Source organism: Planktothrix mougeotii LEGE 06226 (assembly GCF_015207485.1).
Classification (GTDB): domain Bacteria; phylum Cyanobacteriota; class Cyanobacteriia; order Cyanobacteriales; family Microcoleaceae; genus Planktothrix.
The window spans coordinates 50,040-66,696 of sequence record NZ_JADEWU010000020.1; the positions used below are offsets into that span (position 1 = coordinate 50,040).

The window sequence follows — 16,657 nt, forward strand, 5'->3', positions numbered from 1 at the left end:
AAAAATTATGCAGCTTTCCAAAAATAATTTACAGGAAAAACAAAACCAAATCTATGATGTTATTGTGATTGGTGGCGGTGCTGGAGGACTTTCGGCAGGAATTTATTTACAACGTTATCGCCTTTCTAGTTTAATCATTGATAAAGGCAAAGCTCGGTCATTTTGGATGCAGGAATTACATAATTATTTAGGTTTACCTCCTGACACGCCAGGGCGAGTTCTATTACAACGGGGAAAAGAACATTATGCCAGTTTAGATGGGGATTTTCTCAACGGTTTTGTTGAAGAAGTCATTGATGAAGGAGAAACCTTTACCATTAAAGTCAAAGTCGGTCGTCAAAATAGTATTGAAGCGGTGTTTCGTTCAAAATACTTAATTGCAGCAAGTGGAATTATCGATTATTTACCCCCCTTAGATGATATGCGAAATGTTTACGAATATGCGGGTTATAACCTGCACGTTTGTATGGTGTGTGATGGGTATGAAATGACTGATAAAAAATGTGGTTTTTTTGCTGGGAGTGAAGCCGCAATTGAAGAAATGGTATTTAATTTAAGTTGGTTTACCCCTTATATTACTATTTTTACGCATGGAGCATTTACCATTAGTGAACCTCTGAGAAATAAATTAAAAGAATATGGTTATCCAATCATAGAAACCCCCATTCATCAATTTATCGGAAAAAATCATCAAATGACCGGAGTTGAGTTAACCAATGGAACCTTAATTGAGTTAGAAACTGGATTAATCTCGATGGGATCTCGCTATCATAATACCTATCTCAAAGATATTAATCTGGAACTACAAGGAAATAACTTACTCACTGATAAAATGTGTCGAACTTCTCACCCTAGAATTTTTGCAATTGGGGATTTAAAAGTGGGGTTAAATCAAGTTATAATAGCAGCAGGAGATGGAGCGTTAGCTGCTACAGCAATTTGGCGAGAAATTCGTCGGACAACCGGAGCAAGACCTTGGCTAGAAAATTTGCCTAATCCTGCTATTTAATGCTGATTTAGTTATCCCTTAAACCCAGTACATCATCAGGAGATTTATCAAAGATGTCTCAATCTTTAGCAACTAAAAAATTAGATTACAATAGTGATACTTACCGTGATAGTTTTAGCCGGATTAACGGAATTGTGATTGAAGGTGAACAGGAAGCTTATGATAATTTTATCAGTTTGGCTGAACTTTTGCCCGAATTTTCTCAAGAATTAATTCAGTTAGGAAAAATGGAACGGGGTCATCGTAAAAGTTTTGAAGCTTGTGGAAAAAACCTTGATGTTATTCCTGATTTAGAAATGGCAAAAGACTTTTTTGCCGATTTGCGTCAACTGTTTAAAACGGCGGAAATTCAACAGAAAATAGCAACCTGTTTATTAATTCAATCTTTAGTTATTGAATGTTTTGCGATCGCAGCTTACCATAACTATATCCCAGTTGCGGATAATTTTGCTCGAAAAATTACTCAATCTGTTGTTAAAGATGAATACAGTCATCTCAACTTTGGCAGTATTTGGTTAAAACAACATTTTGCCGAGGTCAAAACCGAAATAGAAATCGCAAATCGTCAAATTCTACCGATTATTTTGCGGATGCTGAATCAAGTTGAATCTGATGTCAAAGCATTGGGAATGAACAAACTTGAAATCGTCGAAGAATTCATGGTTAATTATGGAGAAGCCTTACATCAAATGGGCTTTAAAACCACCGAAATTCTCCGGTTATCCAGCCAAGCTTTAACGGCTTAAAACTCAATAATTTTTCTCCCCCTTCGTAGTAAGCCCTTCAGGGCTTAGAAGCGTGAACGCTATCCCCGTAGGGTGCGTAAGTTTGAAACCCACGCACCCATTAAATAACTATAAAACCAAACAAAGCTAATCATTTTCTTCTCATCTATTCAAAAGAACCATAAAAAGAATAAGAACTACCAGAACCAAAAATTTGTAAATTCCAGTGTTTAAAATCCGTCGGACTTAAACAATAATTCCCTCTCCCTTGTAAAATTAGTCGAAATCGGCTATCGCTACCTATCCCCGGCAAAAATATCCCATTTCCTGCAACTTTTCCTTCCATTCTTAACTCTTTATACAGTCGTGAATCGGGAGTAGGCTTGTCATAAAAATCCGTTCCAAAAGCTATCATTTTTTCAGGGAGGGTAAACGACAGATTACCCGTTTTACCCGTCTCATCCACCAAACGGAAATTCCAAGACCGTTTATTTTTAGAATGAAATAAGCGATAAGTTTCAGAATTAGATGAAATTCCTTTAACGATATCCAACCCTGCTGCTGTTAAATAAAGGTTAGCCGAGGGAGAAAACTTTAATTGATTGAGGTCTTCAACTTGTGAAGAATCTAGGTTTTCAGTACGTTGATACCATTCTCCAGCATATCCACAACAAGCACAAGCATAAGCTTTGGTTGGCGACATAACAAAAATTGCCAATGCAGTCAGAATAGCCAATCCAAAAATGATAAAATTGCGAAGTTTATTAGTCATATAGTTTTGATGTTTTTGATCAAAAGAACAGAATTTAATTTATTGTCCCTTTATTTGGTTTTGAAAAACCCCCCTTTTGATAGATAGCAATTTGTTCAGGAGTTTGCAAATCCATAAAATCCGCTAACACACTATAGGTAACACATCGGACTTCCGGTTGACCACAAACCGCCTCAGCAAAACGAAATAGCGCTTTCCAGTAAGCACCCTGATTCCAATCGGAAAAATGATGACCAATATGTACAGGCGCACGATTTCCTAAATAGTTACTTTGGAAATATTTTAGATAGGTTTGAAACATATCCTCTTCATAACGTTTGGCATTACTAGAATTTGATTTTGCCTTAGAATGGAGATAATAAAAGTTATAATCCATCGATAAAACATTTTTGCGAGTCATCGCCGTTGTGAGAGAAGCCAGAGGGAAATTCCAAACCTTATTTTCAAGTTTCGGCCAATAATTCGCGGCGGCGACTCGACTGGTATCATAACGAAATTCTCTTTTTTTCAAGGTTTTGTATAAACCCGGACTTTGACCCAACTCAGGAGCACGAAATCCTTGAATTTCACTGACATCAAATACCAAAGACCCTTTTAAATTGTTGATTTTGTAAGCATTAAAAATAAATTGATTAAAATAGTCAAATTCTCGCGTCCAGTCCGCCTCACTCCAGCGACTCCCATCAAAATGACCCACCGCATGGGAGCCAATTTCATGACCTTCTTGGTAGGCTTTATTTAACTGTTCTAGGCGTAGATTAATCTCTTCAGGAGTGCCACCCCAACCAATAGCCGACCGTCCCCGACCTTTTCCCCCAGGAGGCGTGTAGAGGTTGCGTTTCTCATTATTGACAAAGTAAACTCCGCTAATAAAGTATGTAAAGTGAACCGTAATATCCTTTTTCGCCATACTTTGAGTAAAGTTACGAGATTTTTTCCACGCATCCAGGGAACGGGAACCATCAAAAGCCAGTAACACAAACTGAGGAGGACGACCGACCGGGGTAATGAGTTTTTTATCCTGCATCTTTTTATACAGCAACCTGGCATTCTGGCGAGTTGACAGACAAGTGCTACTACCGTTCGCTTGGTCACAGGTTGCCATAAGCTCTTGAGGGAAAGGCCCTAACGCCTCATTTCCCTCAACACAGTAGCCCAGAATTTGATTAAGGCGGCTGCCATCGGGACAACGCCCTTGTCCATAGGCTTTCAGAAACAAGGCTTCCGGCCATTCCTGGGTATTACAAACACTCCCCCCATTCCAGCCTTGACATTTTTGTACCATAGCCTGAGTAAACGGCCCGAAAGCATTTTCACCGTTAGAATAGAAATAACCCCCTAAACTATTAACAGGTTTTTCTTGGATGGGTTGCGGTGGTTTCGGTGTTGGGGAAACTGCAACATTAAGGGTTTGAGCAAATGGAAACAGTGAGGTAGAATTTCCACAACCCCACAAGATTAAGGATGAACTAATATAAATAAAGCGTTGATACAACCCTTTCGACATTGTTAATACCATGAGCTAGTTCTGCAATAAACTACCAAATTCTACCCCATTTGTAGTAAGCCCTTCAGGGCTTTGAGTCCTAAAGGACTCACTACAAGGTAGTAAGCCCTTCAGGGCTTTGAGTCCTAAAGGACTCACTACAAGGTAGTAAGCCCTTCAGGGCTTTGAGTCCTAAAGGACTCACTACGAACTGTTAGACTTTCAGGGCTTTGAGTCCTAAAGGACTCACTACGAACTGTTAGAATTAATTTAAAAATAACTTGATTTTCAAAACGATGATTGCTAATCAACACGAAAATTATATTTATCCAGAAGATTATCTAGCAAGGGAAGAAACCAGCCCTATCAAACACGAATATATTGACGGACAAGTTTATGCAATGGCAGGGGCGAGTGATGCCCATGTTACCATTTGCTTAAACTTAGCTTCAGCCTTAAGAAATCAGGTTCGAGGGCGGGGTTGTCGTGTCTATATGTCTGATATGAAAGCCCAAATTGACACAGCTAATCTTTATTACTATCCTGATATTCTAGTGACTTATGATCCTAGAGATCGAGAATTAACAAATTATAAAAAATATCCTTGTTTAATTGTTGAAGTTTTATCTTCAAAAACCGAAGCTTTTGATCGAGGGGACAAATTTGCTGACTATCAACAATTAGAAACCTTACAAGAATATGTTTTAATTAGCCAGAAACGTCAGCGTGTTGAATGTTTTCGTCGAAATAGTGAGGGCTTTTGGGTTTTGCAATTCTATTATCCAGGTAGTGAAATTCATTTAAAAAGTATTGATTTTCATACTCCTATTGAGACGTTATATGAGGATGTCATGTTTGAAGATAATACTGTTCAATAACATTAAATTCAGTTCAAGTATGGAGTCAGTTAGAAACCGGGTTTCTCAATCAACTCTAAGTATAGCCATTTTCATACAGGACAGAAACCGGGTTTCTTGACCTGATATAGCGATAAATTGTGGAATCTGTTAGACTGATGTACAGAATAGAAAGGGAGTTAAACTCAATGACAACGATTCAATCAATGGCAATCAAATCCCTTTATGAACAGGATTTTTATGAATGGCTACAAACCAATATAAACTTATTAAGAGAGCAAAATTTTGCCGATATAGATTTAGAAAATATCCTAGAGGAACTGGAAAGTATGGGGAGAAGTGAAAAAAATGCTTTAAAAAGTAATCTGAGAATACTTCTGATGCACTTACTCAAGTATAAATATCAGCCAGAGAAACGAACAAATAGTTGGGTGTACACTATTATAGAACATCGTCAACGCCTCCGAGATACCTTCAAAACCAGTCCAAGTTTATATCGGTTTTTTGAAGAGATTTTTAATGAATCTTATGAAGATGCAAGAAAATTAGCCGCAGGTGAAACAGGTTTATCGATTAATGAATTTCCCCCAGAGTCTCCCTTTACGGGAGAAGAAGTTCTTAACGGTGATTTTTTGCCCTCTGAGAAGAATTGACCTAAAAATGATCAGTAGAAGAACCCTCTTATAGTAGTTCTTTGTTATATAAGATAAAAATAACCCTATCAAGCTTTTTTTAAATTGGGTTGAAATCACAAAATCCTCTTTTAAAAAATAGAAAACAGTTATTGACAATTACACTAAAATATTTTAGTGTAAAAATTGTGTAATTATACTCAATTTAAAATAGCAAAAATTATAGGTCAAATCCTTATAGGTACTTAATATGGATACAAAAGAGAGGGTCAGGATTGCCGTAGCAGGACATACCAATACTGGAAAAACGACCTTAATCAGAACTTTGATGCGAACTGTTGTTGGAGAAGTTCGTGATTCATCAAATGTTACGCAGGAGGGTCAAGCTTATGATTATAGTTTTTTCTGATAATGAAGACAATGTGCAAGTTAAGCTTGAATCAAAAGAGATTGAAGAAATTGCAGTAGCTAACTTGGCAGCGATATGGGGCTTATCAAACATAGGTTTTGGTCGAGGAACAAACCTTGCTCAGAATGAAATTTTACTCATTCAAAATAAAATTTCTGAGCTTGAAGCTTTCCCCTCTCATCTTGATTGGATAACTGTAAGTCAGCAGGAAATTATAGCACATTGTGAAGCTATTCTTAAAGCATTAGAAGAGGAAGACTTATGATCAGAAAACCTTGTAAGCTATGATGACCTAGTTGAAGCCTTACCTGATGGCTAAAGCCTTTACTACAAACTTAGCGATCGCTTCTACAATGGAAATATAAAATGCTCATGGCAAGTTGACAACATGAAGTATCTGAACCTACAGGAAACGGATATCGAACTAACCGCAATTGTTGATGAAATTGCTACTACTCAGTCAGAAGTAGTTATTACCCGCAATGGTTTGCCCGTCGCTCGTATTGTTCCTTTTTCGATAGATTCTGTACCTACAAAACATTATCCACTGCGAGGAATGCCAATCACAATTGCCTCCGATTTTGATGAACCGATGTCTGAACTTTGGGACGCTTTGGGAGAATGATTTTACTCGATACCCATGTTTGGTTATGGCTAAACGATACGGTATTCCCTTAGTAACTTGTGATAGCAAGATTTTGAACTATCCCCATGTACAGACTATCTGCTAGTTAAAATAAAATCTGATTTCTGACTTCATTACCTCAAAACATAGAGGAATATATGATGCAATTACTCGAAACTAACAAAACCCAAAAACGCACTTACACCCCGGAAGAATACCTTGCCCTAGAGGAAACCGCAGACTATAAAAGCGAATATCACGATGGAGAAATTATACCGATGACGGGAGGCACTACCAACCATAACCAAATTGCAGGAAACTTTTACAAAAAATTCCCTTTGACCATCAAAGAACAAAATTATCGGCTATTTATCGGTGACGTTCGCCTCTGGATACCCGCCACCCGACGCTATGTTTATCCTGATGTGATGGTCATTCAGGGAAAACCGACTTACCAAGGAAAAAATACCACCACTGTTACTAACCCTACAATTATCGTCGAGGTTTTATTACACTCAACGGAAGGTTACGATAAAACTGATAAATTTCGCTTTTATCGCTCTATTCCTACATTTCAAGAATATATTTTAATTGACCAAAATAGTTATTATTTGGAACAGTATTCAAAAACCGGAGAAAAGCAATGGAAATTTACCGAATATGACTCAGAACAGGATGTCATCTCTTTGAGTTCCGTTGAATTTCAATTTACTTTAAGTGAACTTTATGAACAAGTAGATTTTTCGGAAATTGAAGAGACGGAACCTCAAGCATAACTTAAACCTTCTGGGGACAATATCGAGGTTATCCTACCGCCACACCCTCCACTCCAAAGGTAGTAAGCCCTTCAGGGCTTTGAGTCCTTTAGGACTCACTACGAAGTGGTGAACTACTCCGACCCGCTACGCGGTCTGTCGGAGCTTCCTGCCCAACAGAAAGCGTAGTAGTAGATTTCTTACGTCCTCCACTACTGCGTCTTACATCTGGACAACAGGCTGACTCGCTAGTCCCTAACGACAAAATACGCAGTCCCTCATCTCTAATATTTTTTGCGGCGTTAATATCTCGGTCGTGATTAGTTCCGCAATGATGGCAAGTCCATTGCCGAATATCTAAAGGCAAACTACCGACAACATTTAAGCAATGATTGCAAGTCTTTGAGGAAGGAAAGAATCTATCAATTTCTAAATAGCTCTTTCCATCCTGTTCTGCTTTATAGCAAAGCATCGTTTGGAATTGACCCCATCCGACTTGAGAAATTGCTTGAGCCAAACAGTGGTTTTTGACCATGCCTTTAATGTTGAGATTTTCTACCACAATAACTTGGTTTTCGTTGACTATCCTGCGTGATAGCTTATGGTGAAAATCCTCACGACATCGAGTGATTTTATTGTGAACCTTGGCTACCTTAAGTCTAGCCTTAGCTCGATTGTTTGAATCTTTCTGTTTACGAGACAATGATTGTTGTTTAATCTTGAGGTTGCGTTCATGTTTTTTCAACCATCTAGGGTTAGCAAACTTACTTCCCTCTGAAGTAATACAAAAATCATTTAACCCCATATCTAAGCCAATTGCTTTACCTTCGGCAGAAGGTTTAGGGGTTTCTTTATTGTCCTCAAATAAAACAGAAGCATAATACTGATTACACTTATTTTTGGTGAGAGTAACTGTCTTAATCGTTCCCTCTATTGGACGGTGAATTTTAGCTTGTATTTCACCCAGTTTAGGAAAGGATAGTTTGTTGCTACTAATTTTGACGTTCTGAGGATAGGATAAAGATTGTTTCCCGTGTTTCGACTTGAATCTTGGATAGTCGGCACGTCTTTCAAAGAAATTGATAAACGCTCGACTCAGATTCAAACAAACTACTTGCAAGCATTGGCTATAGGTGTTTTTTAACCATTCATATTCTTTCTTGAGTTCAGGGAGTTGTTTTTGTAAGTCATAGCGTGACAATCCTTTTCCGGTTAGCTTATAGGTTTCGTTGGTCAAGTTCAAAAAACGATTCCACAGCCAACGTACAGAGCCAAAAGCTTGCGCTAATAACTCTTGTTGTTGAACTGTGGGATAAATTCTGATTTTGACTACCTTAAGCATCTTATCGAGAATTGCTTTAACGATAACATACTAACAAATGCAAGGCTAGATTGTCTAGGGTGCTAATCGCACTTTTTATTTATCCAAAATTCATCCCCACTCCGCTTCGCGCTCGTGTGAGGACTTCTTTTGGGGATTATGTTAAATTATGATAACGTTGCTGATTTGATTCCTATATGGTTATATAATCTCCATGAGTTCGCAAATCTGAAGAGAAACTGAGGGTTTCAGGAGGAAAGCAAATGCGGATCATGTTGATTCAGCCGAATTATCACTCTGGCGGGGCTGAAATTGCCGGAAATTGGCCTGCGAGTTGGGCTCCCTATGTGGGGGGTGCGTTGAAAACCGCAGGGTTTACCGACATCGAATTTATCGATGCGATGAGTAACTTTATTGAGGATGACGAATTAGCCAAAATTTTGCAAGATCGTCAACCGGATGTGGTCTTAGCAACGGCCATTACTCCGATGATTTATAAGTCTCAAAGTACCCTGAAATTAGTTAAACAAATTTGCCCGAATGCGAAGGCAATTATGGGCGGTGTTCACCCCACTTATATGTATCGGGAAGTGTTGAGTGAAGCGCCTTGGGTGGATTATATTATTCGGGGAGAAGGGGAAGAAATAACGGTTAATTTATTAAGAGCGATCGCTAATGGAACTGATAAAATAGACCGTCAAACTATCTTAGGAATTGCCTTTTTAGATGAAGGGAGAGTAGTCGCTACTCCGGCCCATCCTCCAATTAAAGATTTAAACACTTTAACCCCAGATTGGAGTTTATTAGATTGGGATAAATATATTTATACTCCTCTGAATACGAGAGTTGCAGTTCCTAATTATTCTAGGGGTTGTCCGTTTCGGTGTCGGTTTTGTTGTCAATGGAAATTCTGGCGCAAATATCGCTCTCGGTCACCGAAACATTTTGTGGATGAAATTGAAACCTTAGTCAAAGATCATAAAATTGGATTTTTCATTTTAGCCGATGAAGAACCCACAATTAATAAATCTCGATTTGTGGCATTATGCAATGAATTAATTGATCGCAATTTAGGGGTACATTGGGGAATTAATACGCGGGTTACGGATATTCTCAGAGATGAACAAGAACTCCCGTTATATCGCAAAGCGGGATTAGTTCATGTGTCATTAGGAACGGAAGCTGCGGCTCAATTAAACCTGAATTTATTCCGTAAAGAAACGACTATTGCGGATAATAAAAGAGCGGTTCAATTGTTGCGAGAAAATGGGATTTTGGCGGAAGTTCAATTTATTATGGGATTACCCAATGAAACCCCAGAAACCATTTTAGAATCCTATCGCATGGCGCGAGATTGGAAAGCAGATATGACCAATTGGAATATGTATACTCCTTGGCCGTTTTCTGAACTATTCCAAGATTTAGCCGATAAAGTGGAAATTCGGGATTATTCTCATTATAATTTTGTCACTCCTATTATCAAACCCGATAATATGACGCGGGAAGAAGTTCTCAAAGGTGTGCTGCAAAATTATGCCCGGTTTTACTCTTGGAAGTTTCTGGAATATTGGTTTGAAAAAGATCCGTTTAAACGCCGTTATTTACTCGGTTGTCTTTGGGCATTTGTAAAAACAACGTTTAATAAACGCTTCTATAATTTAAGCCGAGTTAAACAAAAAGGATTGCATACTGAGGTTGAATTTGGCTTTGATGAATCTAAGATTTTAAGTGCTGAACAAATGGCACAATTTAAACAGCATACTCCCGCAGATATAGACTCTATCGGCACAATTTCAGCCTGTGGTGCTCCCAATGATTTATCTGAATGTGACAGCTATACCAAAATTCAACAAAAACATGATATAATTCAAGTAGCTGTGATTGAAGATGAAGAGGAAACCCGTCTGAACCTACGGAAAAATTTGCGATCGCAACCCGGAATAGAAGTCGCTAGTGAAGCCACAAATGCTGAAACAGGCTTGGTTTTACTCGAATCGATTGATGTTGATGTTGCGGTGGTTGATAGCACTCTACCGGATATGAATTTGGTCAAGTTTATTCGCATGGCGCGAAAAGTTCAAGGAAATTCCTATGTAATTCCCTCCAAAATTTTAGTTTTGGTAACGCCTGACCAAGAATCTATCGTATCAGAGGCGTTAGAAGCAGGAGCAAATGGCTTTTGTTTGAAAGATGCACCCATTCAAAAACTCGCCAATGCGGTGCAAACACTTTATCATCAAGGGAGTTATCAAGACCCAGCCATTACCCCTTTAATGTTAACTCCCATAACCCCAGGATAAATTTTGCATTGAACTCAAACAAAGGGAACTAGCTTACTGATCAAAATCCTGCCATTCAGGAACAGCATAAAGGGGGATATTAAATCTAAAAATTTTGTTAGGGAGGGAAAGAGTTTCAGAAATTTCTGTTATCTTAAAATCCACCGAGATTAACCCCATCGATTGATAAAACATTTATTTGGTTGAGGAAATTTTCATGACATCTCAAGTCGCAACTTCACCGGAAAATGAACCGAAGTTAAACGGTTTAACAGTTGCGTTTTTCACTGCTATCCATGCTTTAGCATTATTCGCGCCTTGGTGTTTTTCTTGGTCAGCTTTAGGAATCACAATATTTCTACACTGGTTTTTTGGCAGTATTGGTATTTGTTTAGGCTACCATCGTTTATTAAGCCATCGCAGTTTTAAAGTTCCCCAATGGTTAGAATATGTAATTACTTTAATTGGGGTTTGTGCATTACAAGGAGGCCCGATTTTTTGGGTCGCCGGACACCGTTTGCATCATGCTTATACCGAAGATGAAGATAAAGATCCCTACTCCGCCCGCCGAGGATTTTGGTGGAGTCATATGTTATGGATTTTCTACCCTCGTCAAACCTTTTTTGATGCTGAACATTACAAACGATTTGCCCCTGATTTAACACGAGATCCGTTTTATTGTTGGTTAGATCGTTATCATCTGTTACTGCAAATTCCCATTGCCGTGCTACTTTACAGCATTGGCGGTTGGTCATGGCTGGTTTATGGCGTATTTTTACGGGCTGTGCTGTTGTGGCATAGTACCTGGTTTATTAACTCCGTAACTCATGTTTGGGGATACCGCACCTTTGAGACTGAAGATAATTCTCGTAACCTTTGGTGGGCGGCTATTTTCACTTATGGGGAAGGATGGCATAATAACCATCACGCCTATCCGAATGTGGCGAAAGCGGGTTGGAAATGGTGGGAAATTGATATGACTTGGTGGTCAATTTGGCTATTAAAAACCGTTGGTTTAGCCCAAAAAGTGATTTTACCTCCAACTCAACGACCGACAGAAACCTAAATTAACCGTGATCTCCTTTGGGAGTAGGGGGCGAGAAAACCTCGCCCCTACAAATCGTTTCAAGGGGGCACATTTGGCTTAATCTGGATTAGAGAATCTATTCAGTCCCCTATGCCAATGTTAGAGCAAGCCAACGAATTATTTAAACAGGGAATTTCCTACTACCAAACAGGTCAATATCAAGCGGCTTTGTCCTGTTGGCAAGAAGCCCTCCAATCTTATCGAAACCTACAGGAGCGTAAACGGGAAGGGGCAGCCTGGGGTAATTTAGGTGTTGTTCATGAAGCTTTATTAAGCCCCGAACTTGCGATTAATTGCTATCAACAACATTTAGCTATCTCCCGTGAAATTGATGACCCCAAAGGCGAACTGAATGCTTTAGTTAATCTCACTAATATTTATTATAATTTAACAGAATATTCCAACGCTCTCAACTATCAAAATCAACGGTTAGTCCTCGCCCGTCAATTATTAGACCCCCACACAGAAGAACAGACTTTTTCAGTCTTAGGAAAAATTTATCTAGCTCAAGAACAATGGGAACAGGCTATTGATGCTTATCAACATCAATTAACCCTCGCCCAAGCTCATCAAAATTATCCCAGTCAAGGCCGTGCTTTTAATCATTTAAAATTAATCTATGAACAGTTAGAACAATGGGAGAAAGTTCAAGTTTATTGTCAACAACATCAAGCCATTTTCCGACCCTTTTTAACTGAAAATCCTGGGAATATTTTACAACAAGCCGAAATTATTGGATTAGACCCCTTAAGTGATTTTGCCGGAATAGATTTAAGCTCTCTTGATTTTAGTTATGCTGATTTACGAGAAGTAAACCTCGAACAAACAAACCTCAGTTATGCCAATTTAACGTTAGCAGATTTGAGTGGAGCTAATTTAAAAGCCGCTAATTTAAACCATGCTATTTTGACCAATTCTAATTTACGGGATACCGATTTAAGTAATTCTAATTTAATTGAAGCTGATTTACGCACCAAAATGCCAAGGGCGAATTTAAGTTATGCTAATTTAACCAAAGCCGACTTCATGAGTGCCTATTTACCCCATGCTAATTTAAGTTATGCCAATCTCACCGACGCCAATTTTCAATATGCGGAGTTAACCGGGGTCAACTTCCAAGGGGCTAACTTAACCGGGGCCAATTTTAGTCGCGCCGAGATGAAAGATGCAAAGGTAGAAAACGTTAATTTTACCCACGCTTTGGGAATTTCCAGCCGAATTAAATCCGAGTTAGTCAAACGAGGGGCAATTTTTGAGGAAAATGAAGATTAGGTTGGTGGAAATCCATGAATATCCGGGTTTACCCTGTGATTTTCAATTATAACCATTGACTTATATCAATAAACCTAACAATCAAAATTCCTATGACTGGTGTAGAAGGACTTTGGCCCCATAATCTCAGCCCAAATCGCTTGGCGGTATTAGAACGCAAACTTGTCCTGTGGTTACAGGAACAACCCCTACCCGCCGATATTCACGAAATGGCACTCCACTATAATACCCATGAAGATTTGCAATTATTAACCCAAAAAGCAGCGACTCAAGGCTGTCATTTTGCGGATTTGCAAACAACTGTTCAAGGGGTTATATCAGCAAAAACCGATAATTTTTTAGACTTAGCAGAAATTGCGGGTTTAAATCCCTTAGAAGATTTTGCTGACGCGAAATTATTAGGAGCTAATTTAAGGGGATTAACGTTAAGTGGTGCAAAACTAACAAATGCTTATTTACGCGGAGCCGATTTAAGCGATATTGATTTAACCTGTTCTGACTTAAGAAATGCTAATTTAGGAGGAGCCGATTTAAGCGGAGCATTATTAAGTGATGCGGATTTAACAGGAGCAGATTTGCATCGGGTTAGTTTAGCTTTAGCGAATTTAAGTGGCTCAAATTTAACGAATGTTAATTTAGAAGAAGCCAATTTAAGTAACTGCAATTTAAGCGATGCTAATTTAACGGGGGCTTGTTTAAAAAATGCCGATTTATATCAAGCAGGATTAGCTTTAACAAATTTAGTCAACGTGGATTTTACGGGTGCTAATGTTAAAGAAGCTCGACTCTGGCATGATTCGGGAATTTCCGACGAAGTGAAAGCAGATTTAATCCATCGGGGTGCAATTTTTGATGAAAAGATAGAAAATATAAAACGAGATTAACTCAATTTTTCTCCGCTACAATTGTAAGGGCGAGGTTACCTCGCCCCTACACAGGGATTATCGAACAAGAAAAGCTCTTTCAATATTATTATAGAGAGTGATGACAATCTACTCGATAAAGAAATTGCTATGTTTGATGCCCTAAGTGAACGTTTTGAATCCGCCTGGAAAAAACTCCGAGGTCAGGATAAAATTAGTGAGTCTAATATTCAAGATGCCTTAAAAGAAGTCCGTCGCGCTCTTCTGGAAGCGGATGTTAACCTGCAAGTCGTCAAGGAATTTGTCGCTGAAGTTGGGGAAAAAGCCCAGGGGGCACAGGTCGTGTCCGGTGTGCGACCGGGGGAACAGTTCGTTAAGATTGTCCATGATGAATTAGTCAATGTGATGGGGGAAAGTAATGTTCCCCTTGCCCAAGCGGACACGGCTCCAACAATTATTTTAATGGCGGGGTTACAAGGAACAGGAAAAACCACCGCAACGGCTAAATTAGCTCTGCATTTAAGAAAAGAAAATCGCACTGCTTTGTTAGTCGCAACGGACATTTATCGACCTGCCGCGATTAATCAATTAATAACATTAGGAAAACAAATTAACGTTCCTGTGTTTGAAATGGGAACCGATACAGACCCGGTAGAAATTGCTCGTCAAGGGGTAGAATATGCCCGAAATCAAGATATTGATACGGTGATTATTGACACCGCCGGACGTCTGCAAATTGACCAAGATATGATGGCGGAATTAGCGCAAATTAAAGAAACTATTGAACCCCATGAAACCTTGTTAGTGGTGGATGCCATGACGGGTCAAGAAGCCGCTAATTTAACCCGCACTTTTAATGACCAAGTGGGGATAACCGGGGCTATTTTAACCAAGATGGATGGGGATAGTCGTGGCGGGGCGGCGTTGTCAATTCGTCGGGTATCGGGTGCTCCGATTAAATTTGTTGGGGTGGGAGAAAAAGTTGAAGCTTTACAACCGTTTTATCCTGACCGAGTTGCTTCTCGAATTTTAGGCATGGGCGATATTTTAACCTTAGTTGAAAAAGCCCAAGAGGAATTTGACTTGGCAGATGCCGAGAAAATGCAGGAAAAAATTGTTACGGCAAAATTCGATTTTACCGACTTCCTGCGTCAAACTCGAATAATGAAAAATATGGGGTCTTTGGGAGGGTTAATTAAGTTAATTCCGGGGATGAATAAGATTTCCCAAGACCAATTAGACCAGGGAGAAGCGCAACTGAAACGGTCAGAAGCGATGATTAATTCCATGACCGTTGATGAACGGAAAAACCCCGATTTATTAGCCAGTTCTCCCTCCCGTCGCAAACGTATTGCTAAAGGGTCTGGAATGCAAGAAAAGGATGTGATGAAGTTAGTGAGTGACTTCCAAAAAATGCGGGTGATGATGCAACAAATGAGTCAAGGAATGATGCCTGGAATGGGAATGCCCGGAATGGGTATGCCGGGGATGGGTATGCCCGGAATGGGTGGCCCCAGAGGCGGTTATCCAGGGGCACCTAAAGCTAAGAAAAAGAAAGAGAAAAAGAAAAAAGGTTTCGGACAACTTTAATATTTCCCCTCGTTCCAATGCTCTGCATCGGAATGCCAACCGGAGGCTCTGCCTCCGATTCTTTTTAGGGGATTAAATAATCTATTAAAATAGCCAGTATTTAGGGTTCATTCTTATACAATCTAATTCATTAAGGTTGAGACTTTAATGTAATTACAGTGACTTCTGGCGGACAATTCCAACGTCCGGGTAAATAGGTTCCTAAACCTCGATTTACATACAAATAATTCTCTCCAACTTGATGTAATCCTGATGCCCAATTCCAATGTTTATAAACTGATTTACGATTGAAAATAAAAGGAATAAAACGCCATAAAACTTTAGGAATACGGCGACGGAATATCGGCAAAAAAGAAGGAAGTACCCCGATTTTAGGTAATACAATTTGACCGCCGTGAGTATGACCCGATAGTTGTAAATCAACTCGCCATTGTTTTAAAATTTCAGCAGTATCGGGGTTATGACTTAAAATAATTCTAGGAATCGTTTCATCTAAAGTATTCATTATCGGTTGAGGTTTGAATTGTTTAGATTTTAAATCTCCTAACCCAACTAAGGCTAGTTCTGAACCAAAAGGATAAACAACTTGATTACAAAGTACCTGTATTCCAATTTGATTTAAAGCCTCAGTAACGATTGTTTTAGAATAATGATAATAATGATCATGGTTCCCTAAAACGGCATAAATTCCTGATTTACTGGATAATTGTTTGAGGTAAGAAGTGAGTTGAATAATTGGTTTAGGATCATGGGTGACATAATCCCCTGTTAATACAATTAAATCAGGTTTTGCTGCATTGGTGACAGCGATCGCTTCTTTTAACAATTGTTTAGATAATCTTAATCCATCATAATGAAAATCCGACATCTGTACTATTCTAATCCCCTTTAATTGAGGGGGTAGATTAGCAATAGCAACCGTTAATCGTTCTACCTGTAATTTTCCTGTTAACAGTGGATACATTGAGTTAACCT

At 39.0% G+C, this 16,657-nt stretch carries 17 protein-coding genes; 13 read left to right on the top strand and 4 right to left on the bottom strand.

The window, feature by feature from the left end; all coding sequences use genetic code 11:
- The first annotated feature begins 7 nt into the window (after nt 1-7).
- Both IQ236_RS11165 and IQ236_RS11170 read left to right on the top strand, forming a co-directional pair.
- Nucleotides 8-1,009, top strand: coding sequence for an NAD(P)/FAD-dependent oxidoreductase (locus tag IQ236_RS11165; protein WP_193869315.1), 1,002 nt, complete (start codon nt 8-10; stop codon nt 1,007-1,009).
- A gap of 53 nt (nt 1,010-1,062) precedes the next feature.
- Nucleotides 1,063-1,755, top strand: coding sequence for an aldehyde oxygenase (deformylating) (locus IQ236_RS11170; protein ID WP_193869316.1), 693 nt, complete (start codon nt 1,063-1,065; stop codon nt 1,753-1,755).
- 145 nt (nt 1,756-1,900) lie between these two features.
- Here IQ236_RS11170 and IQ236_RS11175 read toward each other — a convergent pair whose 3' ends face one another.
- Together IQ236_RS11175 and IQ236_RS11180 are read right to left on the bottom strand one after the other, a co-directional pair.
- Entirely contained in the window at nt 1,901-2,506 is a 606-nt protein-coding gene (locus IQ236_RS11175; protein WP_228041563.1) for a hypothetical protein, read from the bottom strand.
- Nucleotides 2,507-2,540: 34 nt separating this feature from the next.
- Nucleotides 2,541-4,013, bottom strand: coding sequence for a polysaccharide deacetylase family protein (locus IQ236_RS11180; RefSeq protein ID WP_193869317.1), 1,473 nt, complete (start codon nt 4,011-4,013; stop codon nt 2,541-2,543).
- A gap of 275 nt (nt 4,014-4,288) precedes the next feature.
- On the opposite strand from IQ236_RS11180, the gene IQ236_RS11185 reads away from it, so the two are divergent.
- From IQ236_RS11185 to IQ236_RS11210, 6 genes are all read left to right on the top strand, one after another.
- The gene (locus tag IQ236_RS11185) at nt 4,289-4,870 is read left to right on the top strand and encodes a Uma2 family endonuclease (protein ID WP_193869318.1); all 582 of its coding nucleotides are present in this window, start codon (nt 4,289-4,291) and stop codon (nt 4,868-4,870) included.
- A gap of 167 nt (nt 4,871-5,037) precedes the next feature.
- Nucleotides 5,038-5,502 carry a DUF29 domain-containing protein gene (locus tag IQ236_RS11190; protein WP_193869319.1) on the top strand — a complete coding sequence of 155 codons (465 nt, stop codon included), beginning with the start codon at nt 5,038-5,040 and terminating at the stop codon, nt 5,500-5,502.
- A gap of 229 nt (nt 5,503-5,731) precedes the next feature.
- Nucleotides 5,732-5,890: a GTPase gene (locus IQ236_RS11195; protein ID WP_193869320.1), complete on the top strand. Its 159-nt coding sequence runs from the start codon at nt 5,732-5,734 to the stop codon at nt 5,888-5,890.
- Nucleotides 5,871-6,155, top strand: a complete 285-nt coding sequence (locus tag IQ236_RS11200) for a hypothetical protein (protein ID WP_193869321.1) — start codon at nt 5,871-5,873, stop codon at nt 6,153-6,155. The genes IQ236_RS11195 and IQ236_RS11200 overlap by 20 nt, the downstream gene beginning before the upstream one ends.
- 123 nt (nt 6,156-6,278) lie before the next feature.
- Nucleotides 6,279-6,515 (top strand): type II toxin-antitoxin system Phd/YefM family antitoxin, encoded by a 237-nt coding sequence (locus IQ236_RS11205; RefSeq protein ID WP_156093101.1) that lies wholly within the window; start codon nt 6,279-6,281, stop codon nt 6,513-6,515.
- Between the two features lie 158 nt (nt 6,516-6,673).
- The gene (locus IQ236_RS11210; protein ID WP_322744120.1) at nt 6,674-7,291 is read left to right on the top strand and encodes a Uma2 family endonuclease; all 618 of its coding nucleotides are present in this window, start codon (nt 6,674-6,676) and stop codon (nt 7,289-7,291) included.
- Nucleotides 7,292-7,379: 88 nt separating this feature from the next.
- On the opposite strand, the gene IQ236_RS11215 is transcribed toward IQ236_RS11210, so the two are convergent.
- Nucleotides 7,380-8,612 (bottom strand): RNA-guided endonuclease InsQ/TnpB family protein, encoded by a 1,233-nt coding sequence (locus IQ236_RS11215; protein WP_193869322.1) that lies wholly within the window; start codon nt 8,610-8,612, stop codon nt 7,380-7,382.
- 242 nt (nt 8,613-8,854) lie between these two features.
- Between IQ236_RS11215 and bchE the strand changes: the two genes are divergently transcribed.
- The 5 genes from bchE to ffh all read left to right on the top strand — a co-directional run bounded on the left by bchE (nt 8,855) and on the right by ffh (nt 15,682).
- Nucleotides 8,855-10,891 carry a magnesium-protoporphyrin IX monomethyl ester anaerobic oxidative cyclase gene (gene bchE / locus IQ236_RS11220; protein WP_193869323.1) on the top strand — a complete coding sequence of 679 codons (2,037 nt, stop codon included), beginning with the start codon at nt 8,855-8,857 and terminating at the stop codon, nt 10,889-10,891.
- A 196-nt stretch (nt 10,892-11,087) separates the two neighbouring features.
- Nucleotides 11,088-11,936, top strand: a complete 849-nt coding sequence (locus tag IQ236_RS11225; protein ID WP_193869324.1) for an acyl-CoA desaturase — start codon at nt 11,088-11,090, stop codon at nt 11,934-11,936.
- A gap of 111 nt (nt 11,937-12,047) precedes the next feature.
- Nucleotides 12,048-13,229, top strand: a complete 1,182-nt coding sequence (locus IQ236_RS11230; protein ID WP_228041564.1) for a pentapeptide repeat-containing protein — start codon at nt 12,048-12,050, stop codon at nt 13,227-13,229.
- A gap of 92 nt (nt 13,230-13,321) precedes the next feature.
- A complete protein-coding gene (locus IQ236_RS11235; protein WP_193869325.1) occupies nt 13,322-14,113 on the top strand; it encodes a pentapeptide repeat-containing protein in 792 nt (263 codons plus the stop codon).
- A 129-nt stretch (nt 14,114-14,242) separates the two neighbouring features.
- Nucleotides 14,243-15,682: a signal recognition particle protein gene (gene ffh / locus IQ236_RS11240; protein WP_193869326.1), complete on the top strand. Its 1,440-nt coding sequence runs from the start codon at nt 14,243-14,245 to the stop codon at nt 15,680-15,682.
- A gap of 130 nt (nt 15,683-15,812) precedes the next feature.
- Here the strand turns inward: ffh and IQ236_RS11245 are convergent, their stop codons facing one another.
- Nucleotides 15,813-16,646, bottom strand: coding sequence for a metallophosphoesterase (locus IQ236_RS11245; protein ID WP_193869327.1), 834 nt, complete (start codon nt 16,644-16,646; stop codon nt 15,813-15,815).
- Nucleotides 16,647-16,657: the final 11 nt, after the last annotated feature.

Excerpts from the sequence above, each read along its gene's own strand:
- IQ236_RS11230 (WP_228041564.1), top strand. The coding sequence starts at position 12,048 with ATGCCAATGTTAGAGCAAGCCAACGAATTATTTAAACAGGGAATTTCC.
- IQ236_RS11180 (WP_193869317.1), bottom strand. The coding sequence starts at position 4,013 with ATGTCGAAAGGGTTGTATCAACGCTTTATTTATATTAGTTCATCCTTA.
- IQ236_RS11235 (WP_193869325.1), top strand. The coding sequence starts at position 13,322 with ATGACTGGTGTAGAAGGACTTTGGCCCCATAATCTCAGCCCAAATCGC.
- IQ236_RS11210 (WP_322744120.1), top strand. The coding sequence starts at position 6,674 with ATGATGCAATTACTCGAAACTAACAAAACCCAAAAACGCACTTACACC.
- ffh (WP_193869326.1), top strand. The coding sequence starts at position 14,243 with ATGTTTGATGCCCTAAGTGAACGTTTTGAATCCGCCTGGAAAAAACTC.
- IQ236_RS11185 (WP_193869318.1), top strand. The coding sequence starts at position 4,289 with ATGATTGCTAATCAACACGAAAATTATATTTATCCAGAAGATTATCTA.
- bchE (WP_193869323.1), top strand. The coding sequence starts at position 8,855 with ATGCGGATCATGTTGATTCAGCCGAATTATCACTCTGGCGGGGCTGAA.
- IQ236_RS11170 (WP_193869316.1), top strand. The coding sequence starts at position 1,063 with ATGTCTCAATCTTTAGCAACTAAAAAATTAGATTACAATAGTGATACT.
- IQ236_RS11225 (WP_193869324.1), top strand. The coding sequence starts at position 11,088 with ATGACATCTCAAGTCGCAACTTCACCGGAAAATGAACCGAAGTTAAAC.
- IQ236_RS11195 (WP_193869320.1), top strand. The coding sequence starts at position 5,732 with ATGGATACAAAAGAGAGGGTCAGGATTGCCGTAGCAGGACATACCAAT.
- IQ236_RS11200 (WP_193869321.1), top strand. The coding sequence starts at position 5,871 with ATGATTATAGTTTTTTCTGATAATGAAGACAATGTGCAAGTTAAGCTT.
- IQ236_RS11175 (WP_228041563.1), bottom strand. The coding sequence starts at position 2,506 with ATGACTAATAAACTTCGCAATTTTATCATTTTTGGATTGGCTATTCTG.
- IQ236_RS11205 (WP_156093101.1), top strand. The coding sequence starts at position 6,279 with ATGAAGTATCTGAACCTACAGGAAACGGATATCGAACTAACCGCAATT.
- IQ236_RS11190 (WP_193869319.1), top strand. The coding sequence starts at position 5,038 with ATGACAACGATTCAATCAATGGCAATCAAATCCCTTTATGAACAGGAT.
- IQ236_RS11165 (WP_193869315.1), top strand. The coding sequence starts at position 8 with ATGCAGCTTTCCAAAAATAATTTACAGGAAAAACAAAACCAAATCTAT.
- IQ236_RS11215 (WP_193869322.1), bottom strand. The coding sequence starts at position 8,612 with ATGCTTAAGGTAGTCAAAATCAGAATTTATCCCACAGTTCAACAACAA.
- IQ236_RS11245 (WP_193869327.1), bottom strand. The coding sequence starts at position 16,646 with ATGTATCCACTGTTAACAGGAAAATTACAGGTAGAACGATTAACGGTT.